Origin of the sequence: Sphingomonas sp., assembly GCF_965200135.1 — a bacterium.
Taxonomy (GTDB): Bacteria; Pseudomonadota; Alphaproteobacteria; order Sphingomonadales; family Sphingomonadaceae; genus Sphingomonas.
In genome coordinates this window covers 1-17,939 of the sequence record NZ_CBDATK010000006.1, presented here as the reverse complement: position 1 = coordinate 17,939, position 17,939 = coordinate 1, and the positions used below count along the sequence as shown (strand labels likewise).

The following is a 17,939-nucleotide window of genomic DNA, read 5'->3' as shown; positions in this document are numbered from 1 at the left end:
CCTCATCCGGTCGCCGCGCGTCCGCCCCTCTCTCCTACGGATCGAGGGGAGGACGACCCCATCCGCTCGTGCATCCTGACCCGCGACCGGGCATCGCCCGGATCGCTGGTGCGGCTGGCGCTGGCGCCCGACGGCGCGATCCTGCCCGACGTGCGGGCCAAGGCGCCGGGTCGCGGCGCCTGGATCGGGGTAACGCGCGCGGAACTGGAAATGGCGCTCGCCAAGGGCAAGCTCAAAGGGGCGTTGTCACGTGCGTTCAAGGGAGCGGCGTTCGTCATCCCGCCCGACCTGCCCGCGAAGATCGAGGCGGCGCTGGAGCGCAACGCCTTCGACCGGCTGGGGCTTGAGGCGCGTGCCGGCACGCTGCTGACCGGGTCGGAGCGGATCGCCGCGGCGGGACGGTCGGGGCAGCTGCACGCGCTGTACCATGCCGCCGATGCGAGTGCGGACGGCGCGGGCAAGCTGGCGCAGGCGTGGCGCGTCGGGCGCGACGCGGAAGGCAGCGGGCTGAAGGGGTTAACATTGCCCGTCGCGCGTCCCATATTGTCGATGGCGCTGGGACGCGAAAACGTGGTACATATCGGCGTGACCGACGGGGCTGCGGCCGATCGGCTCGCGCAAGCGCTCGGCCGCTGGTTGCACTTCATCGGTGCCGAACTCCTATCCCTGTCTTGCGAAACGGCCTCGCAAGGCGCATCGGCGCCCGGACTTCCGTCCGGGCAATCGGCCGTCGAACGAACTGAGGATTTTGAGTGAGCGAGACCGACAACGAAAAGCCCAAGCTCGGCATGCGCGCCCCCCTCGGGCTGAAGCGCACGGTGGAGGTGGGCAAGGTCAAGCAGAGCTTCAGCCACGGCCGCACCAATACGGTCGAGGTCGAAGTGAAGCGCCGCCGCGTGATCGGACCGGGCGGCGCCGCCGCCGCGCCGGTGGCCGCGCCCGAGCCAGTTGCCGCGCCGGTGACGCAGGCACCGCCGGTGGCGCCGCGCGCGCCGGCCGGTGAGACCGCGCAGGAGCGTCAGGGACGTCTGCTGCGTGAGGCCGAAGAGCAGCGGATGCATTCGCTGGAAGACAATCGCCGTCGTGAGATCGGCGAGCGCGATCGCGCCGCCGAGGAAGAGCGCCAGCGTATCGCCGAGCGCGCCCAGAGCCCGGCGGAACCCGCCGTTGAGGAGGCGCCGGAGCCCGTCGGGGCCGCTCCCGTCGTCGAGGCGGCACCCACGCCCGCGCCGACCATCGAGCCCGCGGTCGTTCCGCAGCCAGAGCCCGAAGTCGCTCGGGCCGTCGAAGCAGCCGTTCCCGCGCCGGCGCCGACGCCGCCGCCCCCCCCTTCCCCGCCGCCCCTGTCGGCGGAACTGGCGCGCGACCCGGCGATGCCGGCGCCGCGTCGTTTCTCGCCGGTCGCCCGCCCCGAAATTCCCAAGCCGCAGCCCAAGCCCGAGCCGGTCGCCGCACCCGCCGCCGCCGCGCCGAGTGGCGGCGCCCAGGGTGGTGCGCAGGCCGGACCGCGGTTCGGCCCCGGTGTCGCGACCCCGCGCACCGGCGCGCAGCCGGCGCGTCCGCAGCAGCGCGATCGCAAAGGCGACGAGCGGCGTGGCGGCAAGCTGACCGTCAACCGCGCGCTCGGCGACGACGGTGCACGGTCGCGCTCGCTCGCCGCGCTGAAGCGTGCGCGCGAGAAGGAAAAGCGCCACTTCGGCCCGCGCGAGGCGCAGGCGAAGCAGGTCCGCGACGTCCAGGTCCCCGACGCGATCACCGTCCAGGAACTCGCCAACCGCATGGCGGAAAAGGGCGCGGATCTGGTCAAGGCGCTGTTCAAGATGGGTATGCCCGTCACCATGACGCAGACGATCGATCAGGATACGGCCGAGCTGCTGGTGACCGAGTTCGGCCACAACATCAGCCGCGTGTCGGAGTCCGACATCGACCTGGCGCTCGACACGAGCGACGACGAGGTCGAGACGCTGAAGACGCGGCCGCCGGTGGTGACGATCATGGGCCATGTCGATCACGGCAAGACCTCGCTACTGGACGCCTTGCGCGGCACCGACGTGGTGCGCGGCGAGGCCGGTGGCATCACGCAGCATATCGGCGCCTATCAGGTGCAGCTGAAGGACAAGTCGCGCGTCACCTTCCTCGACACGCCGGGCCACGAGGCATTCACGCAGATGCGTGCGCGGGGCGCCGACGTCACCGACATCGTGGTGCTGGTGGTCGCGGCCGACGACGGGCTGATGCCGCAGACGATCGAGGCGATCAATCACGCCAAGGCGGCGGGCAAGCCGATGATCGTCGCGATCAACAAGGTCGACAAGCACGAGGCCAATCCGCAGCGCGTGCGCGAGCGCCTGCTGGAGCAGGACGTGCAGGTCGAGGCGATGGGCGGCGAGACGCAGGACGTCGAGGTGTCCGCGCTGAAGAAGACCGGGCTGGATCAGCTGATCGAGAAGATCCAGCTGCAGGCCGAGCTGCTCGAACTGAAGGCCAACCCCGATCGGCCCGCCGAGGGCACCGTGATCGAGGCGAAGCTGGACAAGGGCCGCGGCCCCGTCGCGACCCTGCTGGTCAGTCGCGGGACGCTGAAGGTCGGCGACGTGTTCGTGGTCGGCGCGGAGAGCGGCAAGGTCCGTGCGCTGGTCGACGACAAGGGTCGGCAGGTAAAGGAAGCCGGGCCGGCGCTGCCGGTCGAGGTGCTGGGCCTGTCCGGCGTGCCGTCGGCGGGCGACCAGTTGCAGGTCGTCGAGAACGAGGCGCGCGCCCGCGAGGTCGCCGAGTATCGCCAAAGCGTGCTGACGCAGAAGCGCACCACGACCGCGCCCGCGAGCCTGGAGAGCATGTTCTCCGCGCTCAAGGACAAGCAGGCGATCGAGTATCCGCTGGTCGTCAAGGCGGACACGCAAGGTACGGTCGAGGCGATCGTCGCGTCGATCAACAAGATCTCGACCGACCTGATCCGCGCCCGCATCCTGCATTCGGGCGTCGGCGGAATCACCGAGTCCGACGTAACGCTCGCCGGCGCCTCCGGCGCGCCGATCATCGGCTTCAACGTCCGCCCCAACGCCAAGGCGCGCGAGATCGCCGAGCGGCAGAAGGTGGCGCTGAAATATTACGACGTCATCTACGATCTGGTGGACGAGATCCGCGCCGGCATGGCGGGCGAACTCGGTCCCGAGGCGTTCGAGACCGTCGTCGGCCGCGCCGAAATCCGCGAGGTGTTCTCCGCCGGCAAGCACGGCCGGGCGGCGGGTCTGCTCGTCACCGAGGGGGTCATCCGCAAGGCGCTCAAGGCCCGCATCACGCGCAACGACGTCATCATCTATCAGGGTGAGATCGCCTCGCTGCGGCGGTTCAAGGACGACGTGGCGGAGGTTCGCGCGGGGCTGGAGTGCGGCGTGACGTTCACGCAGAACTTCGTCGACCTCAAGGCCGGCGACTATCTGGAGACCTATGAGGTCGAGATGCGCGAGCGGACGCTTTAGGGCGCCGCTCGCGATGCTCGGCGCCCCGATCCCGGTCCTACGCAGTTTCGACGAGGCGCGCGTCAAGGCGTTCTACCTGGACTTTCTGGGATTCGAGCTGGTGTTCGAGCATCGGTTCGAACCCGGATTGCCGTTGTACATGGGCGTGGTGCTTGGCGGCTGCACGCTGCATCTGTCGGAACATTACGGCGACGCTTCGCCGGGCGGCGCGGTGCGGATCCCTTGCGACGACGTGATCGCCTACGCTGCCGGACTGCGGGCGAAGCAGCATGGCAACGCCCGCCCCGGCGAGCCACAGCCGACGCCGTGGGGCACGCGCGAGATGACGATCCATGATCCATCGCACAACAAGCTGACCTTTTTTTCCGAGCTGGCCGATGCCGAAGTCTAGCGGTGCGCCGGAAGAACGATCCGTCCGCCTGCTCCGCGTCGGCGAGCAGGTGCGGCATATCCTGTCGGAGCTGCTCGCGCGCGGCGAGGTGCATGACGAGACGCTGGCGAAGCATATGGTCAGCGTGACAGAGGTGCGGATGTCGCCGGATCTGCGCCACGCGACGGTGTTCGTGAAGCCGCTGTTGGGCGAGGACGAAGAGGCGGTGCTCAAGGCGCTGCGGCAGAACACGGCGTTCCTGCAGCGCGAGGTCGCGCATCGGGTGCAAACCAAATACGCCGCGAAGCTGAAGTTCCTGGCCGACGAGAGCTTCGACGAGGGCAGCCGGATCGACGGGTTGCTGCGGCAGCCGGGCGTGGCGCGGGATTTAACCGAGGATTGACTTAAGTGCAGGTAAGACGCATCTTACCTTGATGAATGCGTATACTACGTTGTCGGGCAAGGGGCAGGTCGTCATCCCGAAGGATGTGCGCGACCGCCTTCGGCTCGCGCCCGGCGACCGGCTCGATGTGGTCGAGCGGCCCGACGGCGTCCTGCTCCGCAGAACCGTCGCGCCGGACGGGGACGGTTTCGACGAGATCACCGCCCGCATCCGCAATCGGGTGAAATATCGTGGACCGGTCGTTTCCGTCGAGGAGATGAACGGCGCGATCTCCAAGCTATGGACAAGTAGCGGACCGCGCTGGGACAAGTGAGGGCCGTCGATACCAACATCCTCGCTCGCTACATCGTCGGCGACGATCCGGACCAGTCGCCGCGCGCTACCGCCGTGCTTGCGACGCCCTGCTTCGTGAGCGACACGGTGCTGCTGGAAACGGCATGGCTTTTGTCGTCTCGCTTCGACTTCGACCGTGCCGATCTGGCGGCCACGTTGCAGGACATCATCCAATTGCCGTCGCTGACCGTCAGCGATCGGATCATGATGCGCTGGGCGATCGAGCGCTTCGCGGCAGGAGCGGACTTCGCCGACATGATGCATCTCGTCGGCGCGCGCCATGCAGACGTCTTCATCTCGTTCGAGACGAGGCTTAAGGCGCAAGCCGGTCCGGACACACCGATCGAGATCGAGCAGCCTGCCTGATGGCGAAACTGTATTTCTACTACGCCTCGATGAACGCGGGGAAGTCGACCAACCTGTTGCAGGCCGACTTCAACTATCGCGAGCGGGGGATGCGGACGATGCTGTTCACCGCGGCGGTCGACGATCGGTTCGCGGCGGGCACGATCGTGTCGCGGATCGGCTTGTCGGCGCCGGCCACCGGTTTCGACGCGCGCACCGACCTCGGCGCGCTGGTGCTGGACGAGCACGGACGCGGCGCGCTCGCCTGCGTGCTGGTCGACGAGGCGCAGTTCCTGTCGACGGCGCAGGTCGAGCAGCTGGCGGCGCTGGCCGACCGGCATGGAATCGCGGTGCTGTGTTATGGCCTGCGGACCGACTTTCGCGGGGCGCTGTTCGAGGGGTCGGCCCGCCTGCTCGCGCTGGCGGACGCGCTGGTCGAGATCAAATCCGTGTGCGCGTGCGGGCGCAAGGCGACGATGAACCTGCGTGTTGACGGCAACGGCCGCGCGATCGCGCATGGGCGGCAGACGGAGATCGGCGGCAACGAGCGCTACGTCGCCCTGTGCCGGCGCCACCATGCCGAAGCGCTGGCCGACGCCTGACATGCATGGCTGGCTGATCCTGGACAAGCCGCTCGGGCTCGGGTCGACGCAGGGCGTGGCGGCGGTCAAGCGCGCTTTGCGCGAGGGTGGTTATACGAAGGCCAAGGTCGGGCATGGCGGGACGCTGGACCCGCTGGCGTCCGGCGTGCTGCCGATCGCGCTGGGCGAGGCGACGAAGCTGGCGGGGCGATTGCTCGACGGCGACAAGGAATATGCGTTCACCGTCCGGTTCGGCGAGGAAACCGACACGCTCGATCTGGAAGGCAAGGTGATCGCGACCAGCGAAGTGCGCCCGACGATGGCCGCGATCGAGGCGGTGCTGGCGCGGTTCACGGGTCCGATCGAGCAGGTGCCGCCGGCGTATTCGGCGCTGAAGGTGGATGGGGAGCGGGCGTACGATTTGGCGCGGGCGGGGGAAACGGTCACGTTGGCCAAGCGTGATGTGACGATCCATCGCCTCGATCGTCATCCCCGCGTAAGCGGGGACCCAACTCCCTCTGCCTCGGACGTCGATGATGCTCAGGTCATAGGCCCCCGCTTGCGCGGGGGTGACGAGGATATTGTTGGGGTAGACGAGGTCACGCTCATCGCCCATGTCTCCAAGGGCACCTACATCCGCTCGCTCGCGCGCGACATCGCTCAAGCGCTCGGGACCGTCGGCCATGTCACCTTCCTGCGCCGCACGCGGGCCGGCCCGTTCGGGCTCGCACAGGCGATAACGCTGGACATTCTGGGTGAAGCCGCTAAGGCGCGCGACCTAGAACGATACCTCCTGCCGCTCGGCGCGGGGCTGGACGACATCCCGGCTCTATCGCTGACCCCCGACCAGGCAGGAGCGCTCCGTCAGGGGCGTGTGCTGGCCGGGATCGACGCCGCCGACGGTGTGACCCTCGCGACGCTCCACGACGTGCCACAAGCATTGGTCGAGGTCAGCGCCGGGCAGGTTCGCGTGGTCCGGGGCTTCAACCTGTAACGACGATGTCGAAGGAAATAGCATGACGATCACCGCAGAGCGCAAGCAGGAGCTCATCAAGGAGCATTCGCGCGGCGAGTCCGACACCGGGTCGCCCGAGGTCCAGGTCGCGATCCTGACCGAGCGGATCCTCAACCTGACCGGCCATTTCAAGGGCCATGCGAAGGACAACCATTCGCGCCGCGGGCTGCTGATGATGGTCAACAAGCGGCGCTCGCTGCTGGACTATCTCCGCAAGACCGAGGGGCAGCGCTACCTCGACCTCATCGCGAAGCTCGGGCTTCGCAAGTAACGGGAAGGCGGCCTGCGGGTCGCCTTTTTGGCATTCGGCCTCTGTGCCGATCCAGCAGATCACCGGCGCAACAGCGCTCACCCCAGCCGCTGGAGCTGGGTCCTCGCTTTAGCGAGGATGACGGAGGGAAGGACAATTCGGTTCGACCCTCGGGAGCGACAACTCGCTCCACACCGCCGCGGGCCGGCTTAGCCCGCATATTGGCCCCCACCGCATCGGGCGTTGGGAGTGAAGGAAATCAAATGTTCGATACCAAAAAAGTCAGCATCGAGTGGGGCGGCCAGACGCTGACCCTCGAAACCGGGCGCGTCGCGCGCCAGGCCGACGGCGCGGTGCTCGCGACGCTCGGCGAGACCGTCGTGCTGTGCGCGGTCACGGCCGCCAAGTCGGTCAAGGAAGGGCAGGATTTCTTCCCGCTCACCGTCCATTACCAGGAGAAGTTCTCCTCCTCGGGTCGCATCCCCGGCGGCTTCTTCAAGCGCGAGCGTGGCGCCACCGAGCGCGAGACGCTGGTGTCGCGGCTGATCGACCGGCCGTTGCGCCCGCTGTTCCCGGAAGGGTTCTACAACGAGATCAACTGCATCGCGCAGGTGATGTCGTATGACGGCGAGAACGAGCCGGACCTGCTGGCGATGATCGCGGCGTCGGCGGCGATGACGCTGTCGGGCGTGCCCTTCATGGGCCCGATCGGCGCGGCGCGCGTCGGCTACAAGGACGGCGAGTACAAGCTCAACCCGTCCGACAAGGACGTCGCCGAGGGCGAGCTGGACCTGATGGTCGCCGCCACGCACGACGCGGTGATGATGGTCGAGTCCGAAGCCAAGGAGCTGTCCGAGGACATCATGCTCGGCGCGGTCATGTTCGCGCACAAGGCGTCGCAGGACATCATCGATGCGATCATCAAGCTGGCCGAGCAGGCCGCCAAGGAGCCGTGGGAGCTGAAGGCTTCGGCCGATCTGTCCGCGCACAAGGCGAAGCTGAAGAAGCTGATCGGTGCGGACATGGAGGCGGCCTACAAGCTGACCGACAAGCAGCAGCGCCAGACCGCGATCAACGACGCCCGCACCAAGGCGCGCGAGGCGTTCGAGGATCTGAAGCACGCCAACCCGGCCGAATATCTCGGCACGCTGAAGCTGGTAAAGAAGGTGGAGGCGGAGATCGTCCGCGGCGCCATCCTGAAGACCGGCAAGCGCATCGACGGCCGCGACACCAAGACGGTGCGCCCGATCAGCGCGGAGGTCCACTTCCTGCCGCGCGCGCACGGCTCGGCGCTGTTCACGCGCGGCGAGACGCAGACCATCGCCACCACGACGCTGGGCACGCGCGATGCCGAGCAGATGATCGATGGGCTGAACGGGCTGAGCTATCAGCACTTCATGCTGCACTATAACTTCCCGCCCTATTCGGTCGGCGAAGTGGGTCGCTTCGGCGCGCCGTCGCGTCGCGATGTCGGCCATGGCAAGCTCGCCTGGCGGGCGCTGCACGCGGTGCTGCCGACCAAGGAGGAGTTCCCCTACACGATCCGCGTCACGTCGGACATCACGGAGAGCAACGGCTCGTCGTCGATGGCGACGGTGTGCGGCGGCTCGCTGTCGCTGATGGACGCGGGCGTGCCGATCAAGCGGCCGGTCAGCGGCATCGCGATGGGCCTGATCCTGGAGGGCAAGGACTTCGCGGTCCTGTCCGACATCCTGGGCGACGAGGATCACCTCGGCGACATGGACTTCAAGGTCGCGGGCACGTCCGAGGGCATCACCTCGCTCCAGATGGACATCAAGATCGCCGGCATCACCGAGGAGATCATGAAGGTCGCGCTGGCGCAGGCGAACGAGGGCCGCGCGCACATCCTGGGCGAGATGGCCAAGGCGCTCGACCAGACCCGCACCGAGTTGTCGGCGCACGCGCCGCGGATCGAAAGCTTCACGATCGACAAGTCGAAGATCCGCGAAGTGATCGGCACGGGCGGCAAGGTGATCCGCGAGATCGTCGCCACCACCGGCGCGAAGGTCGACATCGACGACGAGGGCGTCATCAAGGTGTCGTCGTCCGACCCCGCGCAGATCGAGGCGGCGATCGCCTGGATCAAGGGGCTGGTCGAGGAGGCCGAGGTCGGCAAGGTCTATGACGGCAAGGTCGTCAACATCGTCGATTTCGGTGCGTTCGTTAACTTCATGGGCGGCAAGGACGGGCTGGTCCACGTCTCCGAGATGCGCAACGAGCGCGTCGAGAAGCCGGGCGACGTCGTCGCCGAGGGTCAGGCCGTCAAGGTCAAGGTTCTGGAGATCGATCCGCGCGGCAAGGTCCGCCTGTCGATGCGCGTCGTCGATCAGGAGACCGGCGCCGAGCTGGAGGACACCCGTCCCGCACGCGAGCCGCGTGAAGGCGGCCGTGGTGGTGACCGTGGCCCGCGGAGCGGCGGCGGCGACCGGGGGCCCCGTCGCGATGGCGGCGGCGATCGTGGTCCGCGTCGTGACGGCGGCGGCAGGGAAGAGGGGCGTGGTCCGCGTCGCGATGGGGGAGATCGGGGTCCGCGCCGCGAGGGCGGAACGGACGACAACGCCCCGTCGCCCAGCTTCGCGCCCGCCTTCCTGACCGGCGATCGCGACTGACGCACTCGGGCCGACGGCTGAAGCGAGAGAGGCCCGGGACCCAGGTTCCGAGCCTCTCTTCGTGTTCGGGTACGCGACTCCGCCGCCTTGGAACGGAGATCAAGTCGACCTTGCCACGCCCATCAAGAACGGCGTGGGATTTCGACTCCCACAGGGGATGCTCGTTGGAGCCATGCTTCTTGCCTTCGCATTTGTCGCGATTCTGGTCTCGCCGGCGATGGCACAGGTCAACGACGACGAGGCTGTCTCCGGCGGTGGCGACGCCTTTGCGACGTCGACCGATGCTTTGGGCCAACCGACCCAGAGGCTGATCCCCGCTCGGGTTCGGCACCCTATTCGCGAGATCGATCAACGCGCCCGGCGACTCTGCCGACACCATCCCGTTCCAGGTCCTGGCTGGCCAGCAGGTCGCCGGATCACGTTTCTCCTTGTCCGACATGCTGGTGAACAGCAGCGGCGACGTCGATGTGGCGGACTATAAACCGTCGTTCGACGTAGAGGCGCTGCCGGGTCTGCCGACGGGCTCGGTGCCGGAGCCGGCGACCTGCGCGATGATGTTGATCGGTTTCGGTCGCCTCGCCTTCGCCGACCGCCGCCGCAGCAAGGTCGCCGCGACCGTCTCCCTGGGCCGAGCGACGGTAGGTACGACTTAGGACTCGGACCATGCAGTCCCGAGCGTCTGCGCGGACTTCGGGCACCGGCCGTTCTTGCCCGGCGACGATCGTCGCGATAGCGCCAAGCCGACGATAACGGGGCGGGAGCAATAGCGTGGCGCAGGACGGTCCGGGGGCAGCCGAGCGCCTCGCGGCGGCGGGCCGTGCGGGGTACGACGCCAATCCGCGTGATTGCAGCCACTCGATCCAGGTAATGCTGCGTGCGATGGGCAGCCCCGACGAACCCTATCGCACCGCCAACGACCTGATGACGCACATGCAGTCGCGCGGCAGCGGCTGGCGCAAGGTGGCGCTCGCCGAGGCTGGACAACTCGCCAATGCCGGCAAGGTCGTGATCGGCGGACTCGCGGTGCCGGGTGGTCACGGCCATGTCGTGATGGTGATGCCGGGTCCGCCACGTCCGTCGGGTGGCTTCAGGATGAACAGCGGCGCGACCCTGCCCTCGTCAGGCACCTTCCCGGCGTCCGCATCCGGCGCATCGAGTTCGTGGCCCGGCGCGCGCAGTCGGGGCGAGAAGACGGTGCGCGATCCGTGGACCGCGTCCGACTGGGGCAGGGTCACCTTCTGGACGCGCGATTGAGATGAGGGTCTTTCTTCTTTCGCTTCTCGCCGCGTTGCCGGCGGCAGCATCCGCGCCTTACTCGACGCCGCTGGACGTCGCGCAGTGCGGCGCGCTGTCGGGCGCTGCCGTCGCTGCGCTCGGCCCCGACTGGTCGGTACTCGCCGCGTTCGTCGAGCGGTGCGCGGTGCCCGGCCCCGACCGGCGACCGGCGCTGACCGTCGACATCGTGCGGCTCGATCGTGCCTATGCCGTCGATTTCTTCGCGACCCATCCGGACCAGACGGTGCCCCGGCCGATCCTGCGCCTGCCGTCCGGGCGCGAGGTCGGCACGCTTCCCGAGCAGTTTCCGGTCGAGGCGCCCGGTATGCTCAAGGTCCGGTTCGTGCGCTGGCAAAGGGGGTTGCCGCGCGAGATCAGGCTTTATCAGGCGGGCGAGAGCGCGCTGGCGCCGCACGCCCTCCCCTCGTTACGCTGGAGTCCGCGAGCGGGCGGGTATCGGTGAGCGGTCCGGTATCGGGCCGGTGCTGGCGGGCGGCTAGTATCCGTGCTGCGGGCGGCGCCGGGCTTGGATCGGCCGACGACGGTGCCGGACTTCAAGGCGTGTCGCGGTACGCTGAGACGGCTGACTGACGCCTTCGCCGCCCGGCGCGTCAAATGCTCCGGTGCACGATGTGCGGAATTTCCGTAGGATCGGCGTAAAGGCGCCGTGGGTGCCGGTAGCCCATCGGCATAACGGCAGGACCATCCAATTTTGGCGCCTCGAGATCGTCGACCCGATGCCGTACGTCCGAGGCATTGGGGAGACGGCTCGGTACAAGGACGCTGTGACTTATGAGCTCTAGATCGACGGCAGCGCCGCGCGGATGGCGCACGCGGTCGTCGATGAAATCATCCGACCCTGCCGCGCCGACGGGCTTGAGATCAACATCGTACGCCGGACCGGGCGGGAACAAGGAGACCGACGACGCAGGTCGCGTCCGATGCGCTGAGCACACTGCCGGACTGATCTAACGGCTGTTCGTCCTTGAGGCTCACGCGCTGGAAGTCCTCGGCTGAACAATCGCGACGGGGCGTTCAAGGCGATGCGACAGGGGGCGGAGAACCGCCTGAAGGAAAGGCCGCGTTGAGATGCGGTGGGCATCACGGATTCAATCGCGGTCGTCGGCATCAGGTGCACGCTAGTCCATCGCGGCGACTGGAACTACCTGCCCGCCGTCTTCGTGAAGCAGGTGGTGATGATCCTCGCGCTTGCCACTTGGCGTCACGATGCCGGAGCCGTCCCACGGGACGCTCCGGCATCCGACGGGATCAGAGGACGAAGTCGTTGGCGGAGAGCGGCATCGCCTTCAGCTGCAGGACGCCGTCGACGATGCCGTCGCCGTTGGCGTCGATCTGGACCAAGGTCGAGTTGGTGCCGCGGACATAGCGGACTTCTGCCTCGCCGGTCGCGTGGAAGCGGCCGGTGCCGAGGAACACGAACGGATCGTTCGAGATCGCCGACAGGTCGATCTTGTCGCCCTCGGCCGAGCTGAAGTCTTCGATCTTGTCGCCATAGGCGAATCCGGTGACGACCGGGGCGAAGTCGTCGATGCTTAGAAACACGAACCGGTCGGCGCCCGCTCCGCCCGCCATGGCGTCACGGCCGGCGCCGCCGATGATCGTGTCGTTGCCCGCCCCGCCCCGAATCACATCCTCGCCCGCGCGACCTTCCAGGACGTTGGAGCCGCCGTCGCCGTAGAGCGTGTCGTTGAACTTGGAGCCGATGACGCCCTCGATCGAGATGAAGGTGTCGGTGCCCATGACGGTCGTTTTCTTGCCCGCCGAGTCGAGCCGGACGGTGACCCCCGCGGTCGCGTCGGCGTAGCTCGCCAGGTCGATGCCGTCGCCGCCGTTGAGGGTATCGTTGCCGAGCCCGCCCTGCAGCGTGTCGTTGCCCGCACCGCCGGTCAGGATGTTGGCGGCCGCGTTGCCGATCAGGATGTCGTTGCCCGACCCGCCTGTCGCGTTTTCGATCACCACCCCGTTGGCGATCGTGTAGCCGCCCCAGATGTTGTCGACGAACGAAACCACACCACCGCCGGTGGGCGAATAGTCAAGGGTCGCGGCGGTAAGGTCGATCTGCGCGTCGCGCGATCCGGTGTAGCGGATTTCGTCGGTGCCGGCCGAGTCCCAGATCGTCTGGTAATAGGTGCCGAAGTCGTTGGCATCGCCCAGGAAGTAGACGTTGTTGCCCGTGTTCCGATCGACGACGCCGTAGCGGTCCTGCAGCTCGGCGATGTCGAAGGCGCCGAGCGTGCCCGACCAGCCGCTGTCGATGTTGGTGCGGGTGTACGGCGTCGGGCCATCGGGATGCAGCTGCCACGCGTCGTTGTACGACATCACGGTGTAGACGCCCTGATTCAGGTCATAGAGCCCGAGCGAGCCCGTCGCGCCGGTGACTCCCAGCATGATGTCCGACCCACCGCCATTGTCGTGCGGGTGCGCCAGGCCGTGGGCGTGACCGAACTCGTGCAGCAGCACCGCGAAGGAATAGCCACCCTTGAGCAGGCTGACCTGGCTCAGCTGGTTCCAGCCGCCGCTGAGGACGTTGAACACGCCGACGCCCTGCTCCGCCCCATAGGCCGGGTCCTGCGGATAGAAATAGGCACCGTACTGCTCGGATTCGGTCTTCAGCAGGCGGAACGTGGCCTTGGACGAGTCATCGGTGATGACATAGGTGATGCCGAGGATGCGCGAATATTCCTCAAGCGCGAGCATCACCTGCTGCTTCTCGAAGTTGTTCCAGTCGATGGTGACCATCGGCTGACCGTCGTCGCCCGTCTGATTGAAGTTCTCGTCCGAATCGCCGAAGTATACATAGGCGTACTCGGCACCGGCGATGGTTTCGGTCGGGATGTTGCTGGCGTTGACCCAGTTGATCGCATCCAGCGGATCGAACTGCGACGGATCGATCTGGTTGATGTCTAGCGTGTAGCCGCCGGTTTGATCGGGATAGCCGAAGGCGTCGACATAGTAGAACCCGCTCGTCTCTGGGACGAACGACAGGCCCGAGCTGATATCGCGGGGATAGGTGATGTCGTCGTTAAAGGTGATGAGCGAGCCGTTGGGTGCGTACAGCGCAAGCACGGTATCGACCTCGCCGGTCGGCACCGCAGTGGAGGTCGTGGCGTAGTCGGCCCCGGCCGCGAGTTCGAAGGTGTAGAGCTTGCCGGCCTCGAGATAGACCTTGTAGGTATCGACGTCGTTGCTGGTGTCGATATGGCCGAAGGTGGTGCCCAGCCCGATCGTCGGGGCGGCGGCGAAGGTCTCCGGCACGGCGTCCGCCGCCGGCTTCACCCAGACGTCGAGTGCGTAGTCGCCGACATCGCCGGCGCCGAACGCCTGCGCCGTCAGGTAGAAGGTGCCGGACGTGGCAGCAGTGAAGGTGAGCAGCGATGTGATGCCCCGACCGCCGTCGTCGTCGAAGTTGAGCAGCCCGAAATTGCTGTCGAACAGCGACAGGAGCGGGTCGTCGATGCCGTTCGCGCCGACACCGCGCAGCGCGACCGAATAGGTCTGGCCGGCGACTACCGACAGCCCGAACAGATCGTACTCCTCACCTGCCGTCAGCGTCCCGGTCAAGTGGGTCGGCGTCACCCCCTGGCTGATCGGTGCCGCCTGGATCGTGGTGTCGACCGTATGGCGAATCGACTCGTCGGTCGCGGCGACGTGGCTGCGCGCAATGACAGACTTGCCCATGCAAAGCGGGCAACCGCACGCCAGATTGGCATCGTCGAACTTGGCGTTCGCCATCGCGGTCAGATCGATCGACATGGTATTTCCCCCTCGCCCGATCGGGCGGCTTGCCGTTGAGATGCTCCAAAGCACCACGAACGCGGGTGATATTCAACGGTTAATCCGCTATTCACCGAAATATGTGGAACGTTCGCCAGCCGATGCTCGGGATTGGATGTGCGGCGGCTTGCTTGATCGGCACCCAGACCCCGGCCGGGCCGGACCGTTCGTGGAGAGAAGGCGTGCGAAAGCCGGCCGTGGACGGAATAGCCGTCGGAACCGGCCTGCCATCCGCGCACGGACGCACCTTTGCCACCCTTGACGCCTATCTCGCTCATCTGCGCGCCTATGCGGCACCCGTCGACCGGCCCTGGTATCGCGAGATCGCGCCCAATCTGTTCCGGCTCGAACGCGGCAACCTTCGGACGCTGGATGCACCACCGACCTTTACCCGCGAAGAGTTGGAGCGGAAGTTCGGTTTTCGACGCTGAAGAGCGGCCAGCGATCGTTCAGCCGTTCTCCGGTATGCGTATGACATGACGACGCTCGGCAAACGCGATCGGCTGGCCGCCGCCTCGATCGCGAGCGGCGTGGTGCTGTTGTTGCTGTGGGCGCTCGTCGCAGGGCTGGCGATCGGGCGCGGCGGACGCATCGACGACGGGCTGAAACTGTTCGGCGTCCTGCCGCCGGACCCGCCGCCCCCCGAGAAGGTCGTGCCGCCGCGGGTTCGCAACTACCGCCCCGCCGGCGCGGCGGCACCGCCGAACCTGCGCGCCAAGCCGACCGAGATCGTCGCACCGACGCCCGTGATAGTGTTGCCGGTGCCCCCGACCGTCGTCGTCGCGCCTGTCGCGAGCACCGACGTGCAGTCGAGCGCGGGCGCCGCCGACGTCGCCGGACCGGGGACGGGCGCCGGCGGCGAAGGCAACGGCTTCGGCGCCGGGGGCGATGGAGACGGCGACGGCGCGGGCGACGTGCCGCCGCGCCGGACCGGGGGGCGCATTCGTGACTCGGACTATCCGCTCGACGCCGGCGAGCAGGGCGTCAGCGGGACGGTCGGCGTCCGCTTCGTGGTCGATGTGCGTGGCCGCGTGTCGCGATGCGCGGTGACGCGATCGAGCGGGAGCCGGCTGTTGGACGACACCACCTGTCGGCTGATCGTCCAGCGCTATCGCTTCCGGCCGGGGCATGACGCGCGGGGTGTGCCGTTCGAGAGCACGATCGTCGAGAACGAGACGTGGGTGATCCATGACGAGCCGGCGGAGGAATGACGTTGCATTTGTCGTTGGCTGGTGAGGCCGTCGTTCGCCTCGGAGCCTTGCCTTGTCGCGGCAGTTTCATCGTCGTCGTCACGAACGCACTGACCCGCCTTCGGGTGAAGGCGAATACGGCCGGTGCCGGAATTCGAAAGGTAGGCGATGGGTCCCCTTCGCGGGGACGACGGTCGGGCTTGGCGTCGAAGAAAGAGGCGTCGCGGCGAAGCAGCGTCGTGACGTCGGACGGGAGCGCTGCGCTTCCCGCCAGCCGCGCTTGTGCGAGTTGGCCGGACGTGGCCGGCCGCCGCGCGGCGCGGTGGGGACTTCTGTTGCTCGGCGTCCCCTGACCGCTGGAGTCCCCTTCTGTTGCCCGGTGGGGTCCGACCGCGCTATCTTGGAGTAACCTTAGGCCGCGAGGCCCTCAGTTACGCCGCAATCGCGAGTGCTTCGTTATCGTTGGCACTTGTGTAATGGGCCGTTTCGGTGGTCCCATTCCGAGCGAAAGTCAGCGCTTTTCAACACACGTCGATCCTGGTTCGGCCCCATCAGAACCCCTCCTGAAAGGAGGGTTTTGGTGGAGCCGCCGGGTACTGCCCCCGGGTCCGCTGTATCTATTATACGCCGTCGTTTATCGCCATAGCCGGGTTGCCCCTGCCCCATCGATATAGGCCGGGCCACCGAACGGCGCAATGCCGAGACCGGACCGGGCCCGGCCGAGAAGAACTGCCTTTGCGCCGCCACAAACTCCCACTAACGGGAGGGGAGTATGCTCACCCAACGCTCTCGCTACGCCATGCGCGCGATGCTCTATCTTGCGGAGGCGCCCGCCGGCGGGCCGCCGATCCCGATGACGCGCATCGCGGCCGCCGCCACCGTCCCGCGCAAGTTCCTTGAGCTGATCCTCGCCGATCTGCGCGAGGCCGGGCTGATCCACTCGCATCGCGGCAAGATGGGTGGCTATTGCCTGTCGCGGCCGACGCATCTCATCTCGCTCGGCGAGGTCATCCGGGTGATCGAGGGGCCGTTGGCGCTGGTGCCGTGCGTCAGCCGCACCGCCTATCGGTCTTGCGGCGACTGCAAGGACGAGGCGAACTGTGCGATCCGCCACGCGATGATGCGTGTCCGTGACGAGACGGCGCGCATCCTGGACGGCACCAGCCTGGCCGACGCGGCTGCGGAGGAACTGGCGGCGGCTTGAAGGCGCGGCGTGGCAGAGCCACGCCGTCGGTCCTCGCCGGGGCGAGGCCGGCCGAGGCTCGCTGCGCCACGCGGATTAGCGATGCTAATCCGCTCGGCGAGCCTTCAACTCATCCCTGATCTCGCGGAGCAGCGCGACCTCGGCCGGCTCCACCGCCACGACCTCCGGTGCCTTGGGGACGATGCGGTTCACGGCGCGGACGAGCAGGAAGATGATGAACGCGACGATCAGGAAATTGACCGCCTGGGTGATGAACTCGCCATAGCCGAAGATCGGCACGCCCGCCTTCTTCAGTGCGGCATAATCGCTGGGCGAACCGGCATAGCCGGCCGGGATCGCGCCGAGGCGCAGGAAATAGCTGGAGAAATCGAGCCCGCCGAAAATCTTGCCGATCACCGGCATGATGATGTCGTCCGTCAGCGACGTCACGATCTTGCCGAAGGCGGCGCCGATGATGACCGCGACCGCCAGGTCGAGCACGTTACCGCGCGCGATAAATGCCTTGAACTCGTCGAGCATGACCGCCTCCTGATCCAGATGATCGCAAGCTAACGCGCGAATGGCTCTTCGCCAAGCCACCTCACGACCCTATACCGCTACCCAACAGGAGGCCCCACCATGCAGCTTCGCCAACTCGCCCCCGTCGTAATTGCCGCCTCGCTGGCAGGATGCGGCGTCAACAGCGTGCCTGCCGCCGAGGAGAACGCCAAGGCGCGCTGGGCCGATGTCCAGAACCAGTATCAGCGGCGGGCCGACCTCATCCCCAATCTGGTCGCGACGGTGAAAGCGGCGGGCGCGCAGGAGAAGGCGATTCTGGTCGAGGTGACGCGCGCGCGGGCGGAGGCGAACCAGATCCGGTTGTCCCCCGAGCAGCTGACCGATCCGGCGGCGCTGCAACGCTTCGCCGCCGCGCAGACTACGGTCGGCGTATCGCTGCAACGATTGCAGGAGGCGTATCCGGAGCTGAAGAGCCAGCAGGGGTATCGCGACCTGCTGGTTTCTCTGGAGGGAACGGAGAACCGCATCACGCAGGCGCGGCGCGACTACAATCAGGCGGTGCAGGACTATA

General features: G+C 67.4%; 19 protein-coding genes and 1 other RNA gene. 17 read left to right on the top strand and 3 right to left on the bottom strand.

Features of this window, described 5'->3' with window-relative positions; translation table 11 throughout:
- Positions 1–60: 60 nt before the first annotated feature.
- The 13 genes from ACOFKS_RS04690 (at position 61) to ACOFKS_RS04630 (ending at position 11,144) form a co-directional block, all read left to right on the top strand.
- The gene (locus tag ACOFKS_RS04690) at positions 61–756 is read left to right on the top strand and encodes a DUF448 domain-containing protein (protein WP_419808707.1); all 696 of its coding nucleotides are present in this window, start codon (positions 61–63) and stop codon (positions 754–756) included.
- A complete protein-coding gene (gene infB / locus ACOFKS_RS04685; RefSeq protein ID WP_419808091.1) occupies positions 753–3,479 on the top strand; it encodes a translation initiation factor IF-2 in 2,727 nt (908 codons plus the stop codon). The genes ACOFKS_RS04690 and infB overlap by 4 nt, the downstream gene beginning before the upstream one ends.
- A 13-nt stretch (positions 3,480–3,492) precedes the next feature.
- A complete protein-coding gene (locus ACOFKS_RS04680; RefSeq protein WP_419808090.1) occupies positions 3,493–3,870 on the top strand; it encodes a glyoxalase superfamily protein in 378 nt (125 codons plus the stop codon).
- A complete protein-coding gene (gene rbfA, locus ACOFKS_RS04675) occupies positions 3,857–4,252 on the top strand; it encodes a 30S ribosome-binding factor RbfA (protein ID WP_419808089.1) in 396 nt (131 codons plus the stop codon). The genes ACOFKS_RS04680 and rbfA overlap by 14 nt, the downstream gene beginning before the upstream one ends.
- 31 nt (positions 4,253–4,283) lie before the next feature.
- Positions 4,284–4,565 (top strand): AbrB/MazE/SpoVT family DNA-binding domain-containing protein, encoded by a 282-nt coding sequence (locus ACOFKS_RS04670; RefSeq protein ID WP_419808088.1) that lies wholly within the window; start codon positions 4,284–4,286, stop codon positions 4,563–4,565.
- Entirely contained in the window at positions 4,562–4,951 is a 390-nt protein-coding gene (locus ACOFKS_RS04665) for a type II toxin-antitoxin system VapC family toxin (protein WP_419808087.1), read from the top strand. The genes ACOFKS_RS04670 and ACOFKS_RS04665 overlap by 4 nt, the downstream gene beginning before the upstream one ends.
- Positions 4,951–5,532: a thymidine kinase gene (locus ACOFKS_RS04660; protein WP_419808086.1), complete on the top strand. Its 582-nt coding sequence runs from the start codon at positions 4,951–4,953 to the stop codon at positions 5,530–5,532. Before ACOFKS_RS04665 ends, ACOFKS_RS04660 begins: the two co-directional genes overlap by 1 nt.
- Position 5,533: 1 nt before the next feature.
- Positions 5,534–6,505: a tRNA pseudouridine(55) synthase TruB gene (gene truB, locus ACOFKS_RS04655; protein WP_419808706.1), complete on the top strand. Its 972-nt coding sequence runs from the start codon at positions 5,534–5,536 to the stop codon at positions 6,503–6,505.
- Positions 6,506–6,527: 22 nt separating this feature from the next.
- Positions 6,528–6,797 carry a 30S ribosomal protein S15 gene (gene rpsO / locus ACOFKS_RS04650; RefSeq protein ID WP_419808085.1) on the top strand — a complete coding sequence of 90 codons (270 nt, stop codon included), beginning with the start codon at positions 6,528–6,530 and terminating at the stop codon, positions 6,795–6,797.
- A 242-nt stretch (positions 6,798–7,039) separates the two neighbouring features.
- Complete coding sequence (pnp, locus tag ACOFKS_RS04645) at positions 7,040–9,406, top strand: polyribonucleotide nucleotidyltransferase (protein WP_419808084.1); 2,367 nt, start codon at positions 7,040–7,042, stop codon at positions 9,404–9,406.
- 437 nt (positions 9,407–9,843) lie between these two features.
- Positions 9,844–10,059, top strand: coding sequence for a PEPxxWA-CTERM sorting domain-containing protein (locus tag ACOFKS_RS04640; RefSeq protein ID WP_419808705.1), 216 nt, complete (start codon positions 9,844–9,846; stop codon positions 10,057–10,059).
- Positions 10,060–10,174: 115 nt separating this feature from the next.
- On the top strand, positions 10,175–10,660 hold the full coding sequence (locus tag ACOFKS_RS04635; protein ID WP_419808083.1) for a hypothetical protein: 486 nt from the start codon (positions 10,175–10,177) through the stop codon (positions 10,658–10,660).
- 1 nt (position 10,661) lies between these two features.
- Positions 10,662–11,144, top strand: coding sequence for a hypothetical protein (locus ACOFKS_RS04630; RefSeq protein WP_419808082.1), 483 nt, complete (start codon positions 10,662–10,664; stop codon positions 11,142–11,144).
- A gap of 806 nt (positions 11,145–11,950) precedes the next feature.
- Here ACOFKS_RS04630 and ACOFKS_RS04625 read toward each other — a convergent pair.
- On the bottom strand, positions 11,951–14,455 hold the full coding sequence (locus ACOFKS_RS04625; RefSeq protein ID WP_419808081.1) for a M10 family metallopeptidase: 2,505 nt from the start codon (positions 14,453–14,455) through the stop codon (positions 11,951–11,953).
- Between the two features lie 203 nt (positions 14,456–14,658).
- Between ACOFKS_RS04625 and ACOFKS_RS04620 the strand changes: the two genes are divergently transcribed.
- The gene (locus ACOFKS_RS04620) at positions 14,659–14,907 is read left to right on the top strand and encodes a hypothetical protein (RefSeq protein WP_419808080.1); all 249 of its coding nucleotides are present in this window, start codon (positions 14,659–14,661) and stop codon (positions 14,905–14,907) included.
- Between the two features lie 45 nt (positions 14,908–14,952).
- Positions 14,953–15,687 carry an energy transducer TonB gene (locus ACOFKS_RS04615; protein ID WP_419808079.1) on the top strand — a complete coding sequence of 245 codons (735 nt, stop codon included), beginning with the start codon at positions 14,953–14,955 and terminating at the stop codon, positions 15,685–15,687.
- Between the two features lie 336 nt (positions 15,688–16,023).
- On the opposite strand, the gene ssrA is transcribed toward ACOFKS_RS04615, so the two are convergent.
- Positions 16,024–16,366, bottom strand: a transfer-messenger RNA (tmRNA) gene (ssrA, locus tag ACOFKS_RS04610).
- A 72-nt stretch (positions 16,367–16,438) separates the two neighbouring features.
- Between ssrA and ACOFKS_RS04605 the strand changes: the two genes are divergently transcribed.
- On the top strand, positions 16,439–16,870 hold the full coding sequence (locus ACOFKS_RS04605) for an RrF2 family transcriptional regulator (RefSeq protein WP_419808078.1): 432 nt from the start codon (positions 16,439–16,441) through the stop codon (positions 16,868–16,870).
- A gap of 84 nt (positions 16,871–16,954) precedes the next feature.
- Here the strand turns inward: ACOFKS_RS04605 and mscL are convergent, their stop codons facing one another.
- On the bottom strand, positions 16,955–17,389 hold the full coding sequence (mscL, locus tag ACOFKS_RS04600) for a large conductance mechanosensitive channel protein MscL (RefSeq protein ID WP_419808077.1): 435 nt from the start codon (positions 17,387–17,389) through the stop codon (positions 16,955–16,957).
- Between the two features lie 99 nt (positions 17,390–17,488).
- On the opposite strand from mscL, the gene ACOFKS_RS04595 reads away from it, so the two are divergent.
- The coding region (locus tag ACOFKS_RS04595) for a LemA family protein (RefSeq protein WP_419808076.1) at positions 17,489–17,939 on the top strand (451 nt) is incomplete at its 3' end.